The sequence below is a fragment of the Rossellomorea sp. NS-SX7 genome, assembly GCF_052828565.1.
Genome location: NZ_CM128249.1, coordinates 1,514,223 through 1,536,315, shown reverse-complemented (window position 1 = coordinate 1,536,315; position 22,093 = coordinate 1,514,223). Strand labels below are relative to the sequence as shown.

Below are 22,093 nucleotides of genomic sequence, written 5' to 3'. Positions count from 1 at the left end.
CTTGAAAATAGATTTTTTAAAGAAGGAGCTACATGACCGTGCATCAGCATTCAACGAATATTCTTCCAAAGGAAACCATCGGATTGGTTTTCATATTATTGATCAGCATCATAGCAAAAGTTTTGGGCTCTTGGTTCCCATTGGCCGGCAGCCTTTTATTTGCCATTCTTATAGGAGTCATTCTCCGCAATACCATTGAACTGCCGAACTCTTGGCAGCCTGGCATTCAATTTACGATTAAAAAACTGCTGAAAGTGGCAATTGTCTTCTTAGGAGTGGGGTTAAGCCTTTTAGAAATAATGGAAATCGGCCAATCTGCACTCTGGATCATCTTTATTTCGGTGACTGCCGGAATCAGCGTTACTTATGCTGTCGGGAAAATGCTCGGTATCCAGACAAGACTGAGTTTATTGATTGGTATAGGAACAAGCATTTGCGGAGCTACAGCTATTTCTGCTGTGAAAGGGGTCATCGGTGCAAAAGAGAATGAAACGGCTTATGCATTGACCACCATTGTCTTTTTTAATCTGATTGCGTTTATTTCTTACCCTTTTATCGGACATTTGCTTGAATTGTCTCAGGCTGCGTTTGGTATATGGGCAGGCGTCTCTGTTCACGATACGTCTTCGGCTGTTGCCGTCGGTTACAGTTATGGTGATCGCTCGGGTGAAGTGGCCACGACAGTGAAACTTGCCCGTACTCTATTTCTGATCCCTGTCATGTTCTTATTACCTTTCATATTAAAGAATGAGACCCCTAGCGCTTCATCATTTAAACAGGCATTTCCATGGTTTGTTCTGATGTTCCTTGGAGTATCGGTCCTTCATACAATCGGTGTGATACCGGAGTTCATTGAAGGAATCCTAAGATCCCTTTCTAAATTTATGATCATCATGGTAATGGCAGCCGTTGGACTTCAGGTCAGCTTGAAAGACCTTTCAAACCTCGGTTTCAAACCCTTATTTACGGGTCTGATTGCTTCCATTACATGTGCGGTCATCAGTTTATTGTTCATTTTGTAATCAGATACATGAAGAAAGGCAGCTAATCCCATTAGCTGCCTTTCCCTTTATATAACAATAAAAAAGAGCATCAAGGAGACGCTCTTGTAAGATATTCACAAAATGTTAACTCATGTATAGTTGCCGTTTTCTAAAATGAGCCATCTCTTTGATCGTTATCATGCAGAAGAAAAAACTAGGAAGAGGCCTTCTTCCTAGCACAGGCTATTCTTCTACTCCTTCTAAGAAGTCTGGGTCGAGCTCTTCAAATTCTTCATCGTCTAAGTCGCAATCCCAGTCGTTATCATCGCAGCCATCTGGATTTACGAGTACACATACTTTCGTTTCTCCGATAACTTCTACCAGGATTTCACGTTCAACATGAACAATGATTCTGTTACCGTTTGGTGATATCACCGCTTCGCAGCAATTCGGCTGTTGGAGTACGCGCGCACATACTTCAATATCATCCAAGACGTCCGGATCACGGTATTTGAGTTTGATTTCATCACAGTATTCGACTCTTTCAGTTACAACGGATGTTTTCGTATTGTCACTGTGAGAGTACCATACGTTTACCTCAAATGAACCGTGAATCTCCACCTTCTTGCCTACTTTGTGTGCTTCATACCTATGATTGATGATCCAGCAGCCTAAAATGCTCGATGGATTATGCGGCGGGCTAATCGTATGATGAGACTGTGTGAATTTACGTCCCTTCGCTACGACCGCTTTCGTAATAATCTCTCTATATTCTGCCATTCGAGCGAACCTCCTCATTCATTTTCAATTCATCTTATGCGACTGTCTAGGTGTTTGTGCGAGAAAATTTTATTACATAATGGGATTGTTGCGAGATAATGTATTGTATGCGAATACCCATTGAATGTTCCCTAAAAGGTATTTTGGGAGTGAAATAATGGGGAGTTTAAATACACCTTTTTCACTGCTATTGATTTCCGTGTAAACGCTGGAAGTACTAACATCAACGTAATTTCTACATTAGCTAATAACAAAAAAATGCCATGAAGATGATCATCTTCATGGCATTGGTCTTGTTTAACATATATATAATGATTGTTTTTTAGGAGCAGCTGCCAGGAGTGGAGTTTTTCACCTGGGAACCTGTTTCTCCGCGAAGGAGGTCTCCGCCTGTTGATTCGATTATGTGGTCGGTTACGTTATTAGAGATAACGGATGCAACGATTTGAAGCAGGTCATTGACATCTGTCTGAGATTCCTTAAATTGCTGTACAACCGGGATTTCATCAATTTCCTTTTCAAGGTTCTCGATTTTTGCTTCCACCATTTTTAACGCCTCTGTTTTTCCATAGTGTTGGAAATTGACAGCTTGCTTTTGTAAACTCTTGATGCTTGCAATCATCTCACGTACTTTTTGGTTCTCATGGATCTGTGCTTCAGCACGCTTGAAGAAATCCACTTCTTCTGTTTCAGCGATCATTTCCGCCAACTCTTCTGCTCTTTTCATAATATCATCTTTTGTATACTTTGCCATTTCACTTCACCTCTGCCGCTTCTTGAAATTCTGACCCTATTCGGCCCACTTCTATCATTTCTCCATCTAGTGACCAGGACTTTGCATCCGTGATCTTCACTTTTACGATTTTACCAACCGCTGTTTTTGGCGCTTTAAAGTTCACCAATTTATTTCTGCGTGTATACCCTGCCAAGATATCAGGATTCTTCTTACTTTCCCCATCAACAAGGACCTCTACTGTTGTACCCGTATATTTCTCAAGTGCTTTTCGAGAGTATTCTTGAACGACTTCATTCAGACGTTGTAAACGCTCTTTCTTCACTTCCATCGGAACGTTATCTTTCATCTTCGCTGCAGGCGTACCCTCTCGAGGAGAGTAAATGTACGTATATGCAGATTCAAATCCTACTTCACGATAAAGTGAAAGTGTTTCTTCGAATTGCTCTTCTGTTTCATTCGGATATCCTACAATGATGTCAGTTGTCAGTGCGACATCAGGCATAGCCGCCTTTATTTTTCGGACCAATTCAAGGAACTGTTCGCGCGAATATTTACGTGCCATGATTTTCAATACTGGTGTTGAGCCTGATTGTACCGGCAAGTGGATATGTTCTACGAGATTCCCCTTTTTAGCGAGCACTTCGATTAAATGATCATCAAAGTCCCTTGGATGGCTCGTTGTGAAACGAATGCGCGGAATATCAATTTTTCGGAGTTCATCCATCAGATCACCAAGACCATAATTCTCAAGATCTTCAATATCTTTACCATACGCGTTTACATTTTGTCCAAGAAGGGTGATTTCCTGATAGCCCTGCGCTGCCAGATGGCGTACCTCGGCTATGATCTCTTCAGGACGTCTGCTGCGTTCTTTACCACGGGTATAAGGTACAATACAATACGTGCAGAACTTATCACAGCCGTACATGATGTTTACCCATGCCTTGATATTGCCTCTGCGGACTTTAGGGAGGTTCTCAATGACATCGCCCTCTTTAGACCACACTTCCACCACCATCGCTTTTGACATATAAGCGTCGGATAGAATTTGAGGAAGACGGTGAATATTATGAGTACCGAAAATCATATCCACCTGTTGATAGGTTTTTAGAATCTTATTTACTACCGCTTCTTCCTGGGACATACAGCCGCAAACCCCGATTAAGAGATCGGGCTTTTCTCGCTTCAAGTGTTTTAAATGACCTAATTCTCCGAATACCTTATTCTCAGCATTTTCACGGATGGCACATGTGTTCAAGAGAATCACATCCGCATCTTCGGTTGAATGGGTCGCTTCGTAACCAAGAGCCATGAAGATTCCTGCCATCACTTCCGTGTCGTGTTCGTTCATCTGACAGCCATAGGTACGAATATAGAACTTCTTGCCGTTCCCGAGCCCTCTATATTGATCATCAATTGTAAAATCATTATGGTATTTTACTTCTTCTTTACCTCTTTTTTTCGCATCTTTCAACGATGGCGGGATATAGACGCTTTGGAAGTACTTACTGTAATCCTTTTCGGATTTTTTGTCCGTTGGAATATCTGACTTCGCTTGCTGTCCATGTTTGCGTTGTTCTTCGTTCATGAAAATTCCCCTTTCTAACTCTATAACAAACGAATAATAAACCGATTTCTTCTATTATAAAATCCGTAATAGTAAAGTCGACGATTACACTTGCACATTATAACAGTATAAAGGTTTTTTAAGGCTTATACAATAGAGAGGCATAACTGTTGAAATTTGTTCTAAACTTCATTCGTCCCTTTAAAAATGGGCATCTGCTCCGGGAACTGTACACCTTATCAATGCATAACGTAAAGTAAGACAAATACCCAAGGAGGAGATTCTGATCGAGGAACATATTAAGTCTCCCATGTACACCATTGAGAACCAGGAAAAACACTATCTTCAGTCACAAATACATCAGTTAAAAAAAACCATCAAAGAAATCAAAGAAAGCTATCTTTATACAGAGGCCAAGCATTATAAAAGCATCATCAACGAGAAGGAAGAAGTGATTAAGGATTTATACACACATATCAAAATGAATGAGTCGATTGAAGAAGAACTGATCCTTGAAAGAAATAGATTTAAAGAAGCGAATGAAAAACTCGAAGAAGAGGTTTTGACTCTCCATCAAGCCCTGCATGACAAAGAATCAGTGATTGAAACTCAAAGTAAAGAAATTAACACGTTAGAAAAAGACATTCTTCAATTAGAAATGGAAAATAAGAACCAAGTCAGATCCCTGTCCCGACTTGAAGACATTAATATAAAACTATCGTCTCAAAATGATCAACTCCTGAAAGATAACAGGAACCTGGTGACCAGCTCAGAAAGATTGAAATCACAAATCAAAAGCCAGAAACTTCACATAAACGATTTAAATAATGCCTTGATACAATCTGAAGAAACCAAGAAAGGCGTGTTCTTTGATTTAGTATCGAAAACAGAAGAATTAGAAAAACTTATGGCGGAACGGAAACACGCAATTCAATCCTTGGAGGAAGCCAAAGAGCAGCTGATTCAGTCAGAGAAGCAAAAGATGCAATTTATTAAAGACATGCTGCATCAGTACCAGAAAACGATTGAAGAAAACGAATGGTGGTTCTCTGCACAATTTGCTGATATCGATACCCGGACCAAACAGCAAGAAGAACGACTCGATTTGATCGTACATGAGCATGAAGTTCAATTCAACGAGCAAAACGAGAGAATCTTATGTAAATTTGAAGATGTTGAAGGTAAGTTTCTCGAATTCATCGGAGAAATAGAATCAATTAAGGACTCAAATGATGAAATGTCTCAAAGTTTGTTTGACTTAAAGCGGCTTGTGGAAAATCAGAAGAGGATTCAAACGCATATCATTCAAAACCGCCCTAAACAGGCTCTTATTGAAAATAAGAATACGAATAACCCCTAATTTATCACAATAGAAAAGCCGGCTTCTATTTATATAGAAACCGGCTTTTTCATTACATAAATTCTTTTAACAACCCATCAAACGTCTCATCATCAAGTTTAAGATCATGTGTATTAAGTGGTTCTTCGGAGTAACCCGCGACTAACTCCTGATAAGATGGCTGCACAGTGTTCTGATAGATCAAACCTGTTACAAGTCCCTCTTTTTCCATGAGTGTATTCATTGCCTGCTCACGGTTAGAAGGATCATACCCCTCTAAATCTGCGAGCTTCGTCAAGTTTTCTTTAAACCAGTCATACGTATTTATCTTATTATAGGTAACACAAGGACTGAACACGTTGATCAGAGAAAATCCTTTATGATTCAATCCTGCTTCTATCAATGCAGTCAGCTCTTTCAAATCAGACGAGAAGCTTTGTGCCACAAAAGTTGCACCGGCAGTCAATGCCATTTCCATCGGTGCAAGTGCAGGTTCAATTGAACCTTGCGGTGTTGACTTCGTCTTAAATCCCGTTGATGAACGAGGGGACGTCTGTCCTTTGGTCAACCCATAGATCTGGTTATCCATGACAATGTATGTGATGTCAACATTACGTCGAATAGCATGAATTGTATGGCCAAGGCCAATTGCAAATCCGTCGCCGTCACCACCTGAGGCAATCACAGTCAAGTCTTTGTTTGCCATTTTTAATCCTTGAGCGATTGGTAGTGAACGGCCATGAATCCCATGGAAACCATATGAATTGATATATCCTGAAATACGCCCTGAACATCCGATGCCTGAAACGACTGCTAAATTCTCTGGATCGAGTCCTACGTTCGCTGCCGCACGCTGGATGGATGCTTGTACCGAGAAGTCTCCGCATCCAGGACACCAGTTAGGCTTCACATTATTACGAAAATCTTTAAAGGTAGCCATGGATTAGCTCAACTCCTTACACTTAGAGTGAATTTCATGAGGCAGGAATGGGGTGCCGTCATATTTCAACATATTTTTGATTTTATGCCCATATCCCACATTCATTTTAATGATATTTGATAATTGCCCCGTGGCATTATGTTCGATAACCACTACTTTCTTGGCTTTCTCCATAAGCGGTTGTAACTGTTCCGCAGGGAAAGGATGGATCAGGCGGACATGCGCATGATTCACTTTTACGCCTTCATCTTCCAAACGGGTCATTGCTTCTTCAATTACTCCGCGCGTAGAATTGAAGCCTACGAGAAGCAGATCAGCTTCATCGTGAGGAGCTGCAATATGAATTGGATGATTAAAATTGATATTCTCAATTTTTCGCATACGCTTGTCCATTTGAGCTTGGCGATTTACAGGCGATTCTGAAGGTTTTCCGGTTTCATCATGCTCCACTCCGGTCACATGGTGAATTCCATTCTTCATTCCCGGGGTAACACGAGGGGATACTCCGTCTTCTGTTACCTCAAACCGTTTGAAGTATTTTTTCGGTTCCAGCTCTTCAAGCAGAGCTTCATCATCGACAAGCTTCCCTCTGCGGATCTCTACTTTGCTGTAATCAAGCGGTTCTACCGTTTGTTTACCCAAAGAAAGCTGCAGATCAGAGAGGATAATGACCGGGCATTGATATTCTTCTGCAAGATTGAATGCTTCAACAGTGTCATAGAAGGCTTCCTGAACTGTACTTGGAGCCATGACGATCTTAGGTATTTCGCCGTGTGTACCGTAAATCATAGCCATTAGATCAGATTGTTCCTGTTTTGTAGGCAAACCTGTCGATGGACCACCCCGCTGTGTATCGACTACGACAAGAGGCTGCTCAGTCATTCCAGATAAGCCGATCGCTTCCATCATAAGAGACAGCCCTGGCCCTGCTGATGCCGTAAATGAACGGATACCTCCGTAATTCGCACCAATTGCCATTGTTGCTGCTGCGATTTCATCCTCTGTCTGGATAACGGTGCCGCCTACCATCGGCAGCTTCTTGATTAAGTATTCCATGATTTCCGATGCCGGGGTGATGGGATAAGCAGCCATTAAACGCACTCCGCCTGCCAAAGCACCCAGGGCAATCGCATCGTTACCGATCATAAACATACGCTTATGGCCGTCTGCTTCTTTCAACTGAAGGGAACCTGCTTTATCCCCAAGTTCAGCTTTCATGATTTCAGATCCCTGTCTGATTGCTTCCATGTTCTTCTCTACAACGGTTTCACCTTTGCGTCCAAAGATTTCTTCTACTACCTCTTTAAACACTTCAGGATTCAGATTTAAAACAGCACAAGTTGCACCGACAGCGACCATATTTTTCATAAGTGATGTCCCAAGCTCTGCTGCTAATTCAGAAAAAGGCACTATGTACAAAGAAGCCCCTGTATCTTCTGGTTTCTCAGGCTTGAACTTGGCATCTGCGATGATGACACCTTCCTTATGCAGCTCCTTATAGTTCACATCAATCGTTTCTTGATCGAAGGCTACTAAAATATCTAAGTCATCCGCAATCGCACGAACCTGAGTAGTACTGACGCGAATCTTATTATTTGTATGCCCCCCCTTGATACGGGAAGAGAAATGGCGGTAACCGTAAAGGTAATAACCAAGGCGGTTCAACGCCATGGAGAAAATTTCCCCCGTACTCTCGATCCCTTCACCCTGCTGTCCGCCAACCTTCCATGAAAGTTGTTCTTTCATATAGTAACACCCTTTCTTACAGGTCTATTATTTTCATCATCTCACCAGGAACAATCACCGGTAAAATGTATAGATAAATATCTCATTTAACTTGGCTCTATTAATCACGTACTTATCAAGTTTATCACTTTTCACTGTAAATCACTACTGTCTGAACCACTCGACATAAAAAAACTGATCTCCTAAGAAGATCAGCGTATACATCCGAATGGGAATCGTTTATAGAAGTTTTCAAATAAGAATTTTTTTATTTGTTTATCACTATAGTAGCGCTGCAGGGTCCCAATCAGATTGTCATATTGCTTATATGTTGACAGCCCTTTAACCGTTTGATCAATTCCATCGAAATCAGAACCGAAACCAATGTGATCTTCTCCCCCCAGGCTGCAAATGTGCTCAATATGCCTTACTACGTCCGTCAGTTCTGCACTTCCTTTTTTGTTTAAAAATGGAGGTACGAAGGTGACCCCCATTACACTATCTTTTTTGATCAGTGCTTCAATTTGCTCATTTTTTAGGTTCCGTGGATTAGGACAGATTGAATAGGCATTGGAATGGGAAGCAATAGGGTATTGAGCCGCTTCGACGGTGTCCCAGAAGGATTTTTCACACAAATGGGAAACATCGGTCCACATATTCTTTTCATTGAGGAAATCAATCATTTCAAACCCAAAGTTAGTAAGGCCTCCCCCCCGCGGTTCAAGTGCACCATCTCCTGCCGCATTCGCCCAATTCCAAGTCAACCCTACTGAACGTACACCAAGGCGGTACAGCGTTTCAAGCTTTTCAAGATCTTCTTCGATTGCTTCTGCCCCTTCAAGTGTCAGCACTGCCCCAATTTCATTCTGAGCAAGATTGTCGATATCTTCTTTGGAGGTTACGAATTTTACATCGGGGTGGGGTTCTATGATCCTCTTATGAAAAAGGTTCACCATTTCCAATGCTGCTTGAAATCGCTGCCCGGGCTTTAAGTATGAGGGTATATAAATCGCGAACAATTGTACTTTAGATCCGCATTCATTCAATTGCGGGTATGTAATATGCATATCTTCTTTGGATTGAAACGAAAGTTTATCCGGGTCCAGATAAAGCTTCATCAATACATCACAATGAGCGTCAAAGATCATGTGTCTAAAACTCCTCCCTTACATCATATAAGTACTATAAATGAAAAACAAAAAGGCTGTCCACTAAAGAAAAATCTTTAACGAACAGCCCTGCTTCATTAACTGCCGGGATACAAATCACCAATCATTCCCGCCCACGTATTTCTGCCGAAGTGCTATCGTGAGCTTCATCACACTATTTAAGAGGCAGTACTTTTAGTAGTTTATCTGGGCTCCACTATTAACTTTATGGCCGTACGTTCTTCTCCGTCAATCTGTATATCAGTAAATGCCGGGATACAAATCAAATCTAAACCACTAGGAGCAACAAATCCCCGGGCAATCGCAACTGCCTTCACAGCCTGGTTCAACGCTCCTGCTCCGATTGCCTGAATCTCAGCTCCTCCTCTCTCACGAAGAACACCGGCGAGTGCACCAGCTACAGAATTAGGATTAGATTTTGCTGAAACTTTTAATATTTCCATTCCTTTTCCTCCTTGTCATTTCCCCCATACCGTATGTCCGTGGTAAAGAACAAACTTGGTATAAATGATTCCACTGCTACTATATTCATGAAATGGACAATTCATTCCGGTATGACAGAAAAAGGAGTGAAAAAACATTAATATTCTGCTATGAATGGATGGTCCTCATTGATAAGGATCCTCTCAATCTTCTTCGCTCTTCCGCTTTTAGGATCGATATCTATCAGACACGCACTTAATATTTTCCTACCCTCTTTCGGGACTTCAAATCGTACTGGCAGACTCGTTTGAAACCTCTTAAGAACAGACTCTTTGTTCATTCCCAATATTTCATCATAAGGACCTGTCATTCCTACATCACACATAAAGGCCGTCCCATTGGGAAGGACTCGATTATCTGCTGTCTGAACATGGGTATGTGTTCCGATGACAGCTGAAACTCTTCCATCCAAAAACCATCCCATTGCCTGTTTTTCACTCGTAGCTTCTGCGTGAAAATCAACGAAAATGATGGAGGTTTTCTTTTTGGCTTCATCCACTAATTCATCGACTATCTTAAATGGATCATCAAGCGGGGGCATAAATGTTCTCCCTTGAGCATTTATCACCGCCACTGTCTTTCCACGGACTTCTCCAAAAACTAAACCGGAACCCGGTGTGCCTTCAGGAAAATTAGCAGGACGGACCATTTTTTTGGATGAATCGATAAATGCGAAGATTTCCCTATTGTCCCATGTATGATTTCCCATAGTAACCATGTCAGCGCCATCCTGAAGGAACTTTTTATAGATTTTCTCAGTAATCCCTCTTCCTGATGCAGCATTCTCACCATTCACGATGGTGAAATCAGGCTGATGTTTCTTTTTAAGCTTTGATAAGTATTCTGTAATCATTTCACGGCCCATTGAGCCGACTACGTCTCCAACAAATAGAATCCTCATGAAAATTCCCTTCTCTTTTATGTATTTGTGACAAATGACCAACTAGTTATGTAGTTTATTGTATCACATTTGACCTTAGCTCTATGCATGAAGAAAAGCTGTACAGTTTCAAATAAAAAAGCTGACTCCGAAAGGAATCATTCCTTTCGAGAGTCAACTTCATTATTTCGCATATTCCACGGCCCTCGTTTCACGGATGACCGTTACTTTGATATGGCCTGGGTAATCGAGTTCATCTTCAATCCGCTTACGGATATCCCTTGCTAATCGGTGGGATTCCAAATCGTCGATGGCTTCAGGTCTTACCATGATACGCACTTCACGTCCCGCTTGAATGGCGAAGGACTTCTCCACTCCTTCATAGGACTCAGAAATCTCTTCAAGCTTCTCAAGGCGGCGGATATAATTCTCAAGCGTCTCACTTCTGGCACCTGGTCGTGCTGCTGATAAGGCATCGGCAGCAGCTACCAGAACCGCAATGATTGATGTCGGTTCCGTATCACCGTGGTGAGAAGCAATACTGTTGATGACAACAGGATGTTCTTTGTATTTCGTTGCGAGTTCCACACCAATTTCAACATGGCTTCCTTCCACTTCATGGTCGATTGCTTTACCGATATCATGAAGTAATCCGGCACGTTTGGCAAGTCTTTCATCTTCTCCAAGCTCAGCTGCAAGCAATCCGGAAAGATAAGCCACTTCCATTGAATGTTTTAATACGTTCTGTCCGTAACTTGTACGATACTTCAAACGGCCCAGAATTTTGATTAAGTCCGGGTGAAGTCCGTGAACACCAACTTCGAAGGTTGTCTGTTCCCCGATCTCACGGATATATTCATCCACTTCACGACGGGATTTATCTACCATTTCTTCAATTCGTGCAGGGTGGATGCGCCCATCCTGTACTAATTTCTCTAATGCAATTCGAGCCGTTTCTCTACGAATCGGATCGAAACCAGAAAGAATAACCGCTTCAGGAGTATCATCAATTATGAGATCAATTCCTGTTAATGTTTCCAGCGTACGAATGTTACGTCCTTCTCGTCCAATAATTCGACCTTTCATCTCATCATTTGGCAAGTTCACAACGCTAACCGTTGTCTCTGCCACGTGTTCAGCAGCACAACGTTGAATGGCTAGTGAAAGGACTTCTTTCGCTTTCTTGTCAGCATCTTCTTTCGCACGTGTTTCATGTTCTCTGACCATGATCGCAATATCATGGGAAAGCTCATTTTCCACGCGGTCGAGAATGATTCCTTTCGCTTCATCACGAGTCAAGCTCGAGATACGTTCAAGTTCAGTCTGCTGTGATCGTACCATCTCGTCCACTTTGCTTTCCATCTCTTCAATATGTTGTTGTCTTTCGTTAAGAGTTGCCTCTTTTCTTTCCAGTAAAGCTTCACGCTTATCAAGCGTATCATCTTTACGGTCGAGGTTTTCCTCTTTTTGCATTAAACGATTTTCTTGTTTTTGCAATTCATTTCTTCGTTCACGAAGTTCGTTTTCCATTTCAGTGCGAAGTCTATGATTTTCGTCCTTTGCTTCCAGTAGTGCTTCTTTCTTCAGAGCATCTGCCTCGCGCTTAGCATCTTCTAAAATCTGCTCTGCTGAACCTCTGGCACCGGCAATCTTTGCTTCAGCAATGGACTTACGAATAAAGTATCCAACAACTACACCGACGATAAGGCCAAGCAAAATGGAGATGATTGTAATAGGTTGCATTATTTCACCTCCTCTTGCTATGAACTGTCATCATGTCTTTTACATGTCGGCTTGTACATTGCTCATTTGAACTCAATATACAGCGCTAGGCTTTCAAATATTCATTCGAAAAATTTGTAAAATATACATGTTAATTTTAAATCTCAGAAAATTTATTGTCAAGGGGTTGTCCGCTCTCTCACTGGATTTCTCGAGGATTTCTCGCTATTCGACATATTTCGATAAGGATAACTACTTTAATTTACATAATATTATTACGGACTACTCTTGTTTATCTTCGATGTATATGGAAATAAGCGGAAATACAAAGAGAAGCAAACATGAACATGCCTGCTTCTCCAGTGTCAGTCTTAATCTTCTACTAGATTTAGTTCTCCTTGATCTTCCGTATCCGCTGCACCTGTATCCAATCCGTAATGCTCACGGATCTTCAACATGATTTCATTTCTGAGTTCAGGGTTCTCTTTCAAGAAGATCTTCGCATTTTCACGTCCTTGACCCAGGCGCTCTTCGTTATAAGAGTACCATGCACCACTCTTCTGAACGATATCAAGCTCTGATCCAAGATCGACAATCTCTCCTTCTTTAGAAATTCCTTGTCCGTACATAATATCTACTTCCGCTACACGGAAAGGAGGAGCGACTTTGTTTTTAACGACTTTGATTTTCGTTTTGTTACCAACCATTTCATTGCCTTGCTTCAGGGTTTCCGCACGACGTACTTCCAAACGTACAGAAGAGTAGAATTTCAACGCGCGTCCACCAGGAGTCGTCTCTGGATTTCCGAACATGACTCCAACCTTTTCACGAATCTGGTTAATAAAGATCGCAATGGTCTTCGATTTGTTGATCGCACCTGATAATTTACGAAGTGCCTGGGACATCAAGCGGGCTTGAAGACCTACGTGTGAATCTCCCATTTCCCCTTCGATTTCGGCTTTAGGTACAAGTGCTGCTACCGAGTCGATCACGATGGCATCAACTGCACCGCTTCGTACCAATGCTTCAGCGATTTCGAGTGCCTGCTCACCTGTATCAGGCTGAGAAAGCAATAATTCATCTATGTTTACACCAAGTTTTTGTGCATATACAGGATCCAGTGCGTGCTCGGCATCGATGAATGCTGCCTGTCCGCCCTGCGCCTGTACTTCAGCGATTGCATGAAGTGCTACAGTTGTCTTACCTGAGGATTCCGGTCCATATACCTCAACAATTCTTCCGCGAGGATACCCGCCGACTCCAAGAGCCGCGTCAAGCGCAAGTGATCCACTCGGACAAGTCACTACTTTTCTGTCAGTTTGTTCCCCAAGCTTCATGATAGAGCCTTTTCCAAACTGTTTCTCTATTTGTTTCAACGCCATATCTAAGGCTGCTTTACGATCGCTCACAATTTTTCCTCCTTTGAATATAGAACTTAAAGACAACTTATAAGCTTGTCTCAAATCCAACCTATCTATACTATAAACCATGTCAAAGTAGAAAACAAGAAAAAAATCGAACATCCATTCGGTTTTTTGCGTTTGGTAATTTCTCATTAAGAACAACTATAAATGAGGCTCGAACAAGACGAAAAAACCGAACTAAATTGCCTCCAAAATGGCAAATTAGTTCGGGTATTATTTAGACTAAAACACTTATGTCACAGCCTCTTTCTAGTATATTCATGATAGTTCTTTCAATAGATAATGCCAGCCGTATTTTGCTGTTCTCTTTCGATTGGAATTCCTTCCGCCTGCAAGATTCAATAGGAATGCTTTAGTGCTCCGGCCGTTTATGGCCAGTCCAATCCATACTGTGCCAGCCTTCTTGCCATCATGGTCGTCAGGGCCTGCTACTCCAGTGAAGCTGATACCTATCTCCGAAGAAAAGAGAGTCCGGACATTTTCGGCCAGTTCTTTTGCACATTGTTCACTTACGGCTGAATACTGTTCGAGTGTCCTTTCCTGAATGGAGAGCACCTTTTTCTTTATTTCATCCTGGTAGCAGACAACCCCTCCCTTCAATACTGTCGATGCTCCGGATATAGAGGCTATTTCCGATTGAAACAACCCACCCGTAAGGCTCTCAGCACATGATAAGGTAAGACCCTTTTCTTTCAGTAACCTCATACCCACTTCGACAAGTGAATCATGATCGTACCCGTAGAAAAAATCCCCAGCCACATTCATTATTTTTTCTTCCAAAGCATCCAGCAGTGCAGCTGCCACTTCCCTCGACCCGTGCTTGGCTGTCAATCGCAAAGTGACCTCCCCATCGCCTGCCAGCGGCGCAATAGTCGGGTTCGTCTGTGCGTCGATCAGTTCTTCCAATTCTGATTCCAATTGAGCTTCACCGATTCCAAAAAACCGCAGCACCCGGGAATAAATGATTTCTTTCCTTTTTAATGTACCTAAAATGGCAGGGATTCCATACTTACTGAACATCGGCCGCATTTCAGACGGCGGTCCCGGGAGCAGCATGTATGAAGTAGCATCCTTTTTGAAAAACATACCAGGAGCCATTCCATTCTCATTCTTCAACACTTGTGAACCTTCTAGTATTAGAGCCTGCTTTTCATTATTCGGCGTCATTTGGCGTTTTGTTTTTTGAAAGTATGATTTAATCGATTCCAGAGCCTCTTCATCCATCGAAAGCCCTGTTCCCAATGCTTTTGCAATCGTTTCTTTCGTCAGGTCATCCTTAGTAGGTCCGAGCCCGCCTGTGAAGATAAGCAAATCGGCTCTTCCTTGTGCAACTTCTATTGCCTGAGTCAGTCGAAGGGGATTATCCCCTACACTAGTGTGATAATAAACATTCACACCGGCTTCAGCAAGCTGCCCTGATATGTATTGAGCGTTTGTGTTGGCAATCTGCCCCAATAATAATTCCGATCCCACTGCAATGATTTCAGCATTCACTTGTTTTTCCCCCTTAAGTAGACTCTTCCATATAAAGAAAGAGATGATTCAATCAAGAATCATCTCTTATAGATTATAATGGGAACGAACACACGTCCAGCATCCCGCCTGAAAACATCACTTCGAGTTAACAAACGCTTGCTTGTTGTGCTTGAAATAATCCCATCCCGACCAAACCGTAAAGAACATGGCAACCCATAAAGCGATTGTCGCGAATGGTAAATGGAATAGTTCAAAGATGGCATTATGAAGCAATAGAGCAGAAATAGCGATGATTTGTGCCCATGTCTTAATCTTCCCAAGCTGACCGGCTGCTACTACTTCACCTTCCCCGGCAAGTACCAACCGAAGACCTGTTACGGCAAATTCACGGCTGATGATGATGACGACGATCCAGGAAGGAGCAAGGCCAAGCTCAACCAGTACGATCAAAGCGGCAGACACGAGAAGCTTATCCGCCAACGGATCCAGGAATTTCCCCAGATTGGTTACCATATTATACTTTCTTGCATAATATCCGTCTATCCAATCAGTCGTCGAAGCAATAATGAAAATCATCGCTCCTACAAAATGCGTCACCGGCATCTCAGCCCCCAGGAAGGTCATATCTCCCCAGTTAAAAGGTGCCAGCATGATGATCAAAAATAATGGAATCAAAAAGATTCGCGAAATTGTTATCTTATTAGGTAAGTTCACCTTTCTACCTCCAATACTTAGAAACAAAATAATGACAGAATGTGAAGTGTGGAGTACGTTTGCTCCATTCAGCTTATTGTTGAGATTCTGCAGGCTGGTATTGGATGATGATATCCTGTCTGACCGTATCTGTAGGAATCTTATACTGGAGCAGTTTACCATTCACATTGATATCCGTATTTGCAGCGTTACCGATAACGAGATATGCCTGCTGATCAGATCCTAGATCAAAATCCTTCTTATCCCCATCATATAGCATCCCTTGGAACAACACTTCATCTTTGGAATTGTACACAGCTACCCAGGCGTCACCTTTAGCAGCTAACCCCAGCTTGAACTGATCTGTGTTTTTGAGCTCAAAGGTCGTTTTAGTACCTTCAGTCTTTACGGCTTTCAGTGATTGATCCGCACTCTCTTCAGGTTCTTTGGTTTCTTTCTTCTCATCAGATTCAGTTTCAGCGCCTGATTCTTTTTGATCCTTGTCTTCCTCTTCAGCAGGTTCTTCTTCAGGCAGATCCTGCTGGTCGACAGCGACAGGTTCTTTGTTGGCAGTGTCTGCATTGCTGGCATTATCAGCCACTTTGTTTTGCACGAATACCCACAGGGCAATTAACACGGCAATAACAAATACAGCGATCAAAAGTTTCGGGATTACATCAAGGGCCTTTGATGAGCTGCCTGAAACTCCCTTCCTTGTTTGCACGCGGGAAAGAGAGACTGGTATCTCATCTTCATACGTTGTCGGGATTTCACCTTTATATTCTTCAAAAATCACTTCGGGCTGCAAGCCCACTGCCTCACAATATTGCTTTATAAAAGCCCGGACGTAGAATTTCCCCGGCATGATATCATAATTTCCTTCTTCTATGCCGATGAGATATCGTTTTTGTATCTTCGTCACTCTTTGTAAGTCATCAAGACTGTAATCTTTTGCTTCGCGAGCTTCTTTCAGACGTTTTCCTAATTCCGTCACTATTTAACACCTTCCAATATTAAAAATCAAAACCTCCAAAATCAGAATTTTGAAAAAGGTTATTTTGTTCAACTAATTCGTATGTAATTTCTTCTTCAGGATTGTTTCTCAGCTCGATAATATAATCAAAATCATCTAATGAGTACTCTGAATTCTGAACAAACACATCCGGATGTTCAATGACTTTCACAGCCGACAGCCGCATGATTTCCCTAACCAGCTGCCAATGCTTTTCGCTTGCCCGCCGGGTTGAAACGATGCCATCAATGATGAATAAGTTATCGGATGAATATTCATCTTCAATGAGCTTGCTTCTGATCGTCTGCTTTAATAATGTGGATGACACAAATAACCATTTCTTATTGGCACACACACTAGAAGCGACAACTGACTCTGTCTTTCCTACCCGCGGCATTCCCCTGATTCCGACAAGCTTATGACCTTCCTGCTTAAAAAGCTCAGCCATGAAGTCGACCAACAATCCCAATTCATCACGTACGAACCGGAATGTTTTTTTATCATCTGCATCCCGCTGAATATACCGGCCATGCCTGACAGCGAGCCTGTCTCTTAGTTTAGGTTCCCTTAATTTCGTCACATTAATCGTATCCATTGTCTGCAGGATCGATTCCAGACGGGTTATTTGTTCTTCATTATTGGCAAGAAGGAGCATCCCTCTTCTTCCTTCGTCAACACCATTGATCGTCACAATATTTATAGAAAGCATCCCTAATAATGAGGAAATATCACCTAAGAGGCCAGGACGGTTTTTTTGAATTTCATATTCTAAATACCATTCTTTTCGTTCCATTGGTTACCTCCTGATATTCTATGCGACAACATAATCCGACAACATAGGGGGTTTTTCGATCATTGTACTTGAAACATCTAGCTTTTATAATAAATGATTTTCATCTAATAGAAAAGGAAAACCTAAAGAATTAATACAATTTCTGCATATTCCTTACATAAACAGTTCTTTAGGATGATTTAAGGGAAAGAATTGTTCATATTGATAAGATAAGAAGGCCTCATAATCACTTACAAAAGCGAGCCATAAGAAAAGGAGAGGAAAATTCCCTCTCCTTAACGAGTGCCGTTATTGTTCACTAGCTTTACCATCATGTTTGCAATAGCATGCTGTTCTTCAGGAGAAGCTACAGACCATAGATCCGCTAACACTTTTTCCTGGTCGTTCTTTGGCTCGACTTGCTTAGCCAGGTAATCTCCGATTTGATAAGCTAAATCTGAAACCGTTTCATTTTCCATTCCAGTATGCTGAGCTTGGTTAAGGCGATCCCCTAAAAAGTTTTTCCACTCTGACCAGTTATCTAATACAGACATCGTAATGAACCTCCTCTTAATTGAAATACAATGTTAGTTTGTATCACAGAGGGAAAAATATGCGCATGCAGATAAAATTAATTATGTATGCCAGCCTCCATTGACAGCCAAAGTCTGGCCGGTTATGTAGGATGACTCTTCAGATAATAAGAAATATATGGAGGAAGCGACCTCTTTACTTAAAGCCAGCCTTCCCATTGGAATTTCCTCACTTACTTGTTGAATTTCTTCCTCTGAAAAGGATTCCATCATATTTGTTGCCACTGCCCCAGGTGCTACCGCATTGATCCTGACCCCGCTTAAAGCCGTTTCTTTGGCAAGGGCCTTCACAAAGGAAAGCTGAGCCCCTTTAACTGTTGAATAGACCACTTCGCAAGCACCCCCGATTTGTCCCCAGATCGAGCTGACAATCACAATACTGCCTTTATTCTTCAATAGCTTAGGAAGCAATCCCTGTATTAGCAGCATCGGGCTTTTCACATGGATGTTGATCAATTTGTCCATCTCCTGTTCGGTTTGATCCTGAAAAAGCCCCCAGCCGGCTAAACCGCTTGAATAAACAATAGCATCGATACGAAAAATGGAGTCAACGACCTTCTTAACCTGGTGAGGCTTGGTTAGATCCGCTTGTATGGGGATCGCTTCTACTCCACTGCTTCTTATTTCAGCCATCAAGTTCTCGACACTATCCCGATCAGAATGATAATGAAGATAAAGGTTCCATCCCTTTTTCGCAAGAGCCAGGGCAGTGCTTCTCCCAATACCGCCTGAAGCCCCTGTAATCAAAGCAAATTTCATATTTCTCCCCCCAAACAAAGATAAGAACCACCCCGCTATAGAGGGCAGTTCCTATACTTCTTATGATTTTGGAACCACTTGACATACAGTGAATCGCTCTTCACTGATGATTGAGTCAGCCACTTTCTGAATATCTTTGTACGTCAATGATTCCAGCGTAGGTACCACATCAAATAAATCCATTTCATTGAATGCATATCTTGTGAACTGGTTGGCAATGAATTCAGGTGAATTCACTGCACGAAGGAAAGCACCGATTTTTTTCTTTTTGGTCCTTTCAAGGCCATCTTCGGTAAACAGCGATTCTGCTTTTGCTTTCAATAATAGTTCCTTCAGTTTTTCGGCAAGTAAGTCGGGCTTTTCTGTATCCCCTCCAACAGTTACAAAGCCGAATCCATTTTCCTGGGTGTAATCATAATGGAATGTCTCATCGATGAGCCCTTCATTGTAAAGGTCGAAATAATAGGAAGAACTCTTTCCGAACAATAAGTCGAGGAAGACATTCATCGAAAGTTCCTGCCTCAGCATTTCTTTTCCTTGTTGAGTCGGTTCTGGTGCCTTTAATCCCACCAGACATTTAGGAGACTGAACGTTCATTTCGAGCACCTGTTTTGTTTCGGCAACTTCATTTGGCTCATCATCGAATTGACGTTTTATCTCAGGCATTTTTTCATATGGCTTTTTTTCCTGGTTTGAGCGGACCTGATTCATGACCTGTTCTGGATCGACGGGACCAACCACAAAGAGAAGCATATTACTTGGGTGGTAGAAAGTATTGTAGCATTGATACAGCATATCTTTCGTAATTGGAGTGATCGAGTCGATTGTGCCTGCAATGTCAATCTTCACAGGATGATTTTTATACATGTTTTGGATGACTCCGAAGTATAAACGCCAATCCGGGTTATCATCATACATCGTGATTTCCTGTCCGATGATGCCTTTTTCTTTTTCAACTGTTTTCTCTGTGAAATAAGGATCTTGAACAAAATCGATCAGTGTTTCAAGATTTCTTTCTACATTATCTGTGCTTGAGAATAAATACGCCGTTCGCGTGAAAGAAGTAAAGGCATTCGCTGAAGCCCCTTGACGGCTGAATTGCTGAAAGACATCTCCATCCTCTTTTTCAAACAGCTTATGCTCGAGGAAGTGAGCGATGCCATCCGGCACTTTCACAAATTCCTCTTCATTCAATGGTACAAAATGATTGTCGATGCTTCCGTATTTCGTTGTAAAGGTTGCATACGTCTTATTGAATCCTTTTTTCGGAAGGATAAAAACATCAAGGCCGTTAGACATCTTCTCATAATATAAATTTTCTTGAATCTGATCGAAGGAAATTTTCTTCATCTTTATTCCTCCATTCCTGTTAAGAAATAAATGGTATCAAGCTCCACTTTGTTAGCTGCTGCGATAATTTCTTCTTTGGTCGTTTTGTCCACTTCTTCCAGCCAAGTCTTAAGATCGATTTGCTTATTGGATACAGCATTGTGATACAGAACTTCAATAAGCCCCCTCGATGTATCAACAGTTTCAAGCAGCTGGTTTTTTATGACTGCTTTTGTCTGTTCGATCTCGCCGTCGGTAAAATCACCATTCTTCATAGCTTCCAACTGTTCGTTTATGATACCGACTGCCTGATCATAATTTTTGAATTCAATACCCGACATGACCATCATGAGTCCTTTATGGCTTTCCAGGCGGCTGGCAGCATAATACGCGAGGCTGGCTTTTTCCCTTACATTGATAAACAGCTTGGAATGAGAGAATCCTCCGAATATCCCATTAAAGACCTGAAGTGCATAATAATCTTCATCACCATATTGAGTATTCGTACGATATCCCATATTCAGCTTCCCTTGCTTAACATCCTGCTTTTCTTTTACTACATTTTCCTTCTCTTTACGTTTCACTTCAGAAGAATCGACTTCAAGAGCGGATCGTTCCGGCAGTGAAAACAGCCTGTCACAGAAATTTTCGACCTGCTCTTCGTCGACATCCCCAATAACATACAGGTCCATTTGATCTTCACTGATGACCTTCTGGTAATAATCGTATAATTCACTTGAAGAAATCGAGTCGACGTTCTCTTTCATTCCGTTTACATGAAGTGCGAATCTCTCATCCTTACACATTTCTTCAACCAGTCTTGAGTTGGCATAACGCATTTTATCGTCATATACTGCCTGGATCCTCACCTTTTGATTCCGCTTCTCCTTCTCGACTGTACCCTCATCAAATTGATCGTTCTCAATATTAGGGTTCAATAACACATCTGAAAGGAATTCAAGCCCTTTCTCAAGCAGCGGCTCAGAATCCTTCAAAAATTTCTCGTTTGCTATTTCAACCGAGAAATTGACGATATGATATTCGCCTTTTTTTGCTAAGTCGGTAAAAAAGCTGGCACCATATAGTTCATCTAAATAAGTACGGAGTTTTGTTGTATTCGGATACGTCTTTGTGCTGCTTTGCATGACGTGAGGAAGAAGCCCGCGCAGCGTGACAGTTTCCTGATCTAAGGGGGCTTTCACTTTCATCACAAGGTTATTCGTTTTATACTTATCCGTTTTCACGATATGTAATGTGTAGCCTTGCTTCTTCTTAACGACTTCATTAATGTCCGTCATTGTACCATCCTCCTTGTCCATACTTGCATTTTTTATATACATAGAACTAAAAAAGATATAAACACCTTTATTGTGCGGTATTTTAGTTTAACTATACATGTTGTAATAGAAAGAATTCAAGCATCTTCCTCTGTTGGAAAAATCGACACATGATATTCATTATATGTTTAGAGATATTTGTTCAGACTATGGTTATTTGCTTTTGAACACCGCTTTTGATTTCCGTGCAAGACTTCGCTTTCCGCGGGCGGCCGGTGAGCCTCCTCGTCGCATTATCTTAAGAGGTGTCAAGTGTCCAGCTGCAGGGCTTAGAGGCACATGTCATAAGCCAAACCGCCTCTGAGCTAAGACCTTCCGCTTTTCTGTTAGGAGTCTTCGTCTTGCACTCCAATCAAAAGCTGGAACCACTAAGA

General features: G+C 41.8%; 20 protein-coding genes. 2 read left to right on the top strand and 18 right to left on the bottom strand.

Translation table 11 applies throughout. The features are described from left to right. Window positions 1-32 precede the first annotated feature (32 nt). The gene (locus ACUXV2_RS07495) at window positions 33-1,022 is read left to right on the top strand and encodes a YeiH family protein (protein WP_446246391.1); all 990 of its coding nucleotides are present in this window, start codon (window positions 33-35) and stop codon (window positions 1,020-1,022) included. Between the two features lie 204 nt (window positions 1,023-1,226). Here ACUXV2_RS07495 and ACUXV2_RS07490 read toward each other — a convergent pair whose 3' ends face one another. The 3 genes from ACUXV2_RS07490 to miaB all read right to left on the bottom strand — a co-directional run bounded on the left by ACUXV2_RS07490 (window position 1,227) and on the right by miaB (window position 4,087). Then, complete coding sequence (locus ACUXV2_RS07490; protein WP_446246390.1) at window positions 1,227-1,763, bottom strand: outer spore coat protein CotE; 537 nt, start codon at window positions 1,761-1,763, stop codon at window positions 1,227-1,229. Window positions 1,764-2,085: 322 nt separating this feature from the next. Further along, window positions 2,086-2,517, bottom strand: a complete 432-nt coding sequence (locus ACUXV2_RS07485) for a RicAFT regulatory complex protein RicA family protein (protein WP_446246389.1) — start codon at window positions 2,515-2,517, stop codon at window positions 2,086-2,088. A gap of 1 nt (window position 2,518) precedes the next feature. Beyond that, window positions 2,519-4,087 carry a tRNA (N6-isopentenyl adenosine(37)-C2)-methylthiotransferase MiaB gene (miaB, locus tag ACUXV2_RS07480; RefSeq protein WP_446246388.1) on the bottom strand — a complete coding sequence of 523 codons (1,569 nt, stop codon included), beginning with the start codon at window positions 4,085-4,087 and terminating at the stop codon, window positions 2,519-2,521. Between the two features lie 289 nt (window positions 4,088-4,376). Between miaB and ACUXV2_RS07475 the strand changes: the two genes are divergently transcribed. Then, window positions 4,377-5,426, top strand: a complete 1,050-nt coding sequence (locus ACUXV2_RS07475) for a hypothetical protein (protein WP_446246387.1) — start codon at window positions 4,377-4,379, stop codon at window positions 5,424-5,426. A gap of 52 nt (window positions 5,427-5,478) precedes the next feature. On the opposite strand, the gene ACUXV2_RS07470 is transcribed toward ACUXV2_RS07475, so the two are convergent. The 15 genes from ACUXV2_RS07470 to yfmF all read right to left on the bottom strand — a co-directional run bounded on the left by ACUXV2_RS07470 (window position 5,479) and on the right by yfmF (window position 21,680). Continuing rightward, window positions 5,479-6,345 carry a 2-oxoacid:ferredoxin oxidoreductase subunit beta gene (locus ACUXV2_RS07470; RefSeq protein WP_446246386.1) on the bottom strand — a complete coding sequence of 289 codons (867 nt, stop codon included), beginning with the start codon at window positions 6,343-6,345 and terminating at the stop codon, window positions 5,479-5,481. A 3-nt stretch (window positions 6,346-6,348) separates the two neighbouring features. Further along, the gene (locus tag ACUXV2_RS07465; protein ID WP_446246385.1) at window positions 6,349-8,091 is read right to left on the bottom strand and encodes a 2-oxoacid:acceptor oxidoreductase subunit alpha; all 1,743 of its coding nucleotides are present in this window, start codon (window positions 8,089-8,091) and stop codon (window positions 6,349-6,351) included. A gap of 191 nt (window positions 8,092-8,282) precedes the next feature. Beyond that, window positions 8,283-9,218: a dipeptidase gene (locus ACUXV2_RS07460; RefSeq protein ID WP_446246384.1), complete on the bottom strand. Its 936-nt coding sequence runs from the start codon at window positions 9,216-9,218 to the stop codon at window positions 8,283-8,285. 203 nt (window positions 9,219-9,421) lie between these two features. Beyond that, on the bottom strand, window positions 9,422-9,682 hold the full coding sequence (spoVS, locus tag ACUXV2_RS07455; protein ID WP_032088761.1) for a stage V sporulation protein SpoVS: 261 nt from the start codon (window positions 9,680-9,682) through the stop codon (window positions 9,422-9,424). A 137-nt stretch (window positions 9,683-9,819) separates the two neighbouring features. Next, a complete protein-coding gene (locus ACUXV2_RS07450) occupies window positions 9,820-10,623 on the bottom strand; it encodes a TIGR00282 family metallophosphoesterase (protein ID WP_446246383.1) in 804 nt (267 codons plus the stop codon). Between the two features lie 162 nt (window positions 10,624-10,785). Further along, window positions 10,786-12,345, bottom strand: coding sequence for a ribonuclease Y (rny, locus tag ACUXV2_RS07445; RefSeq protein ID WP_446246382.1), 1,560 nt, complete (start codon window positions 12,343-12,345; stop codon window positions 10,786-10,788). Window positions 12,346-12,695: 350 nt separating this feature from the next. Further along, on the bottom strand, window positions 12,696-13,733 hold the full coding sequence (recA, locus tag ACUXV2_RS07440; protein WP_446246381.1) for a recombinase RecA: 1,038 nt from the start codon (window positions 13,731-13,733) through the stop codon (window positions 12,696-12,698). 273 nt (window positions 13,734-14,006) lie between these two features. Then, window positions 14,007-15,242: a competence/damage-inducible protein A gene (locus ACUXV2_RS07435; protein ID WP_446246380.1), complete on the bottom strand. Its 1,236-nt coding sequence runs from the start codon at window positions 15,240-15,242 to the stop codon at window positions 14,007-14,009. A 117-nt stretch (window positions 15,243-15,359) separates the two neighbouring features. Then, window positions 15,360-15,938, bottom strand: a complete 579-nt coding sequence (gene pgsA, locus ACUXV2_RS07430) for a CDP-diacylglycerol--glycerol-3-phosphate 3-phosphatidyltransferase (RefSeq protein WP_446246379.1) — start codon at window positions 15,936-15,938, stop codon at window positions 15,360-15,362. Between the two features lie 73 nt (window positions 15,939-16,011). Beyond that, window positions 16,012-16,911, bottom strand: a complete 900-nt coding sequence (locus ACUXV2_RS07425) for a helix-turn-helix domain-containing protein (protein ID WP_446246378.1) — start codon at window positions 16,909-16,911, stop codon at window positions 16,012-16,014. 19 nt (window positions 16,912-16,930) lie between these two features. Then, window positions 16,931-17,722 (bottom strand): DUF3388 domain-containing protein, encoded by a 792-nt coding sequence (locus tag ACUXV2_RS07420; RefSeq protein ID WP_175989077.1) that lies wholly within the window; start codon window positions 17,720-17,722, stop codon window positions 16,931-16,933. A gap of 275 nt (window positions 17,723-17,997) precedes the next feature. Further along, window positions 17,998-18,255: a DUF3243 domain-containing protein gene (locus ACUXV2_RS07415; protein ID WP_175989076.1), complete on the bottom strand. Its 258-nt coding sequence runs from the start codon at window positions 18,253-18,255 to the stop codon at window positions 17,998-18,000. A gap of 81 nt (window positions 18,256-18,336) precedes the next feature. Further along, complete coding sequence (gene ymfI / locus ACUXV2_RS07410; RefSeq protein ID WP_446246377.1) at window positions 18,337-19,053, bottom strand: elongation factor P 5-aminopentanone reductase; 717 nt, start codon at window positions 19,051-19,053, stop codon at window positions 18,337-18,339. Window positions 19,054-19,113: 60 nt separating this feature from the next. Beyond that, the gene (gene yfmH / locus ACUXV2_RS07405; protein WP_446246376.1) at window positions 19,114-20,403 is read right to left on the bottom strand and encodes an EF-P 5-aminopentanol modification-associated protein YfmH; all 1,290 of its coding nucleotides are present in this window, start codon (window positions 20,401-20,403) and stop codon (window positions 19,114-19,116) included. Window positions 20,404-20,405: 2 nt separating this feature from the next. Beyond that, entirely contained in the window at window positions 20,406-21,680 is a 1,275-nt protein-coding gene (yfmF, locus tag ACUXV2_RS07400; RefSeq protein ID WP_446246375.1) for an EF-P 5-aminopentanol modification-associated protein YfmF, read from the bottom strand. Between the last annotated feature and the right edge of the window lie 413 nt (window positions 21,681-22,093).

What these genes read in the sequence shown, in the direction of transcription:
- ACUXV2_RS07495 (WP_446246391.1), top strand. Translation starts at nt 33, where the DNA reads ATGACCGTGCATCAGCATTCAACGAATATTCTTCCAAAGGAAACCATC.
- ACUXV2_RS07490 (WP_446246390.1), bottom strand. Translation starts at nt 1,763, where the DNA reads ATGGCAGAATATAGAGAGATTATTACGAAAGCGGTCGTAGCGAAGGGA.
- ACUXV2_RS07485 (WP_446246389.1), bottom strand. Translation starts at nt 2,517, where the DNA reads ATGGCAAAGTATACAAAAGATGATATTATGAAAAGAGCAGAAGAGTTG.
- miaB (WP_446246388.1), bottom strand. Translation starts at nt 4,087, where the DNA reads ATGAACGAAGAACAACGCAAACATGGACAGCAAGCGAAGTCAGATATT.
- ACUXV2_RS07475 (WP_446246387.1), top strand. Translation starts at nt 4,377, where the DNA reads ATGTACACCATTGAGAACCAGGAAAAACACTATCTTCAGTCACAAATA.
- ACUXV2_RS07470 (WP_446246386.1), bottom strand. Translation starts at nt 6,345, where the DNA reads ATGGCTACCTTTAAAGATTTTCGTAATAATGTGAAGCCTAACTGGTGT.
- ACUXV2_RS07465 (WP_446246385.1), bottom strand. Translation starts at nt 8,091, where the DNA reads ATGAAAGAACAACTTTCATGGAAGGTTGGCGGACAGCAGGGTGAAGGG.
- ACUXV2_RS07460 (WP_446246384.1), bottom strand. Translation starts at nt 9,218, where the DNA reads ATGATCTTTGACGCTCATTGTGATGTATTGATGAAGCTTTATCTGGAC.
- spoVS (WP_032088761.1), bottom strand. Translation starts at nt 9,682, where the DNA reads ATGGAAATATTAAAAGTTTCAGCAAAATCTAATCCTAATTCTGTAGCT.
- ACUXV2_RS07450 (WP_446246383.1), bottom strand. Translation starts at nt 10,623, where the DNA reads ATGAGGATTCTATTTGTTGGAGACGTAGTCGGCTCAATGGGCCGTGAA.
- rny (WP_446246382.1), bottom strand. Translation starts at nt 12,345, where the DNA reads ATGCAACCTATTACAATCATCTCCATTTTGCTTGGCCTTATCGTCGGT.
- ACUXV2_RS07420 (WP_175989077.1), bottom strand. Translation starts at nt 17,722, where the DNA reads ATGGAACGAAAAGAATGGTATTTAGAATATGAAATTCAAAAAAACCGT.
- ACUXV2_RS07415 (WP_175989076.1), bottom strand. Translation starts at nt 18,255, where the DNA reads ATGTCTGTATTAGATAACTGGTCAGAGTGGAAAAACTTTTTAGGGGAT.
- ymfI (WP_446246377.1), bottom strand. Translation starts at nt 19,053, where the DNA reads ATGAAATTTGCTTTGATTACAGGGGCTTCAGGCGGTATTGGGAGAAGC.
- yfmH (WP_446246376.1), bottom strand. Translation starts at nt 20,403, where the DNA reads ATGAAGAAAATTTCCTTCGATCAGATTCAAGAAAATTTATATTATGAG.
- yfmF (WP_446246375.1), bottom strand. Translation starts at nt 21,680, where the DNA reads ATGACGGACATTAATGAAGTCGTTAAGAAGAAGCAAGGCTACACATTA.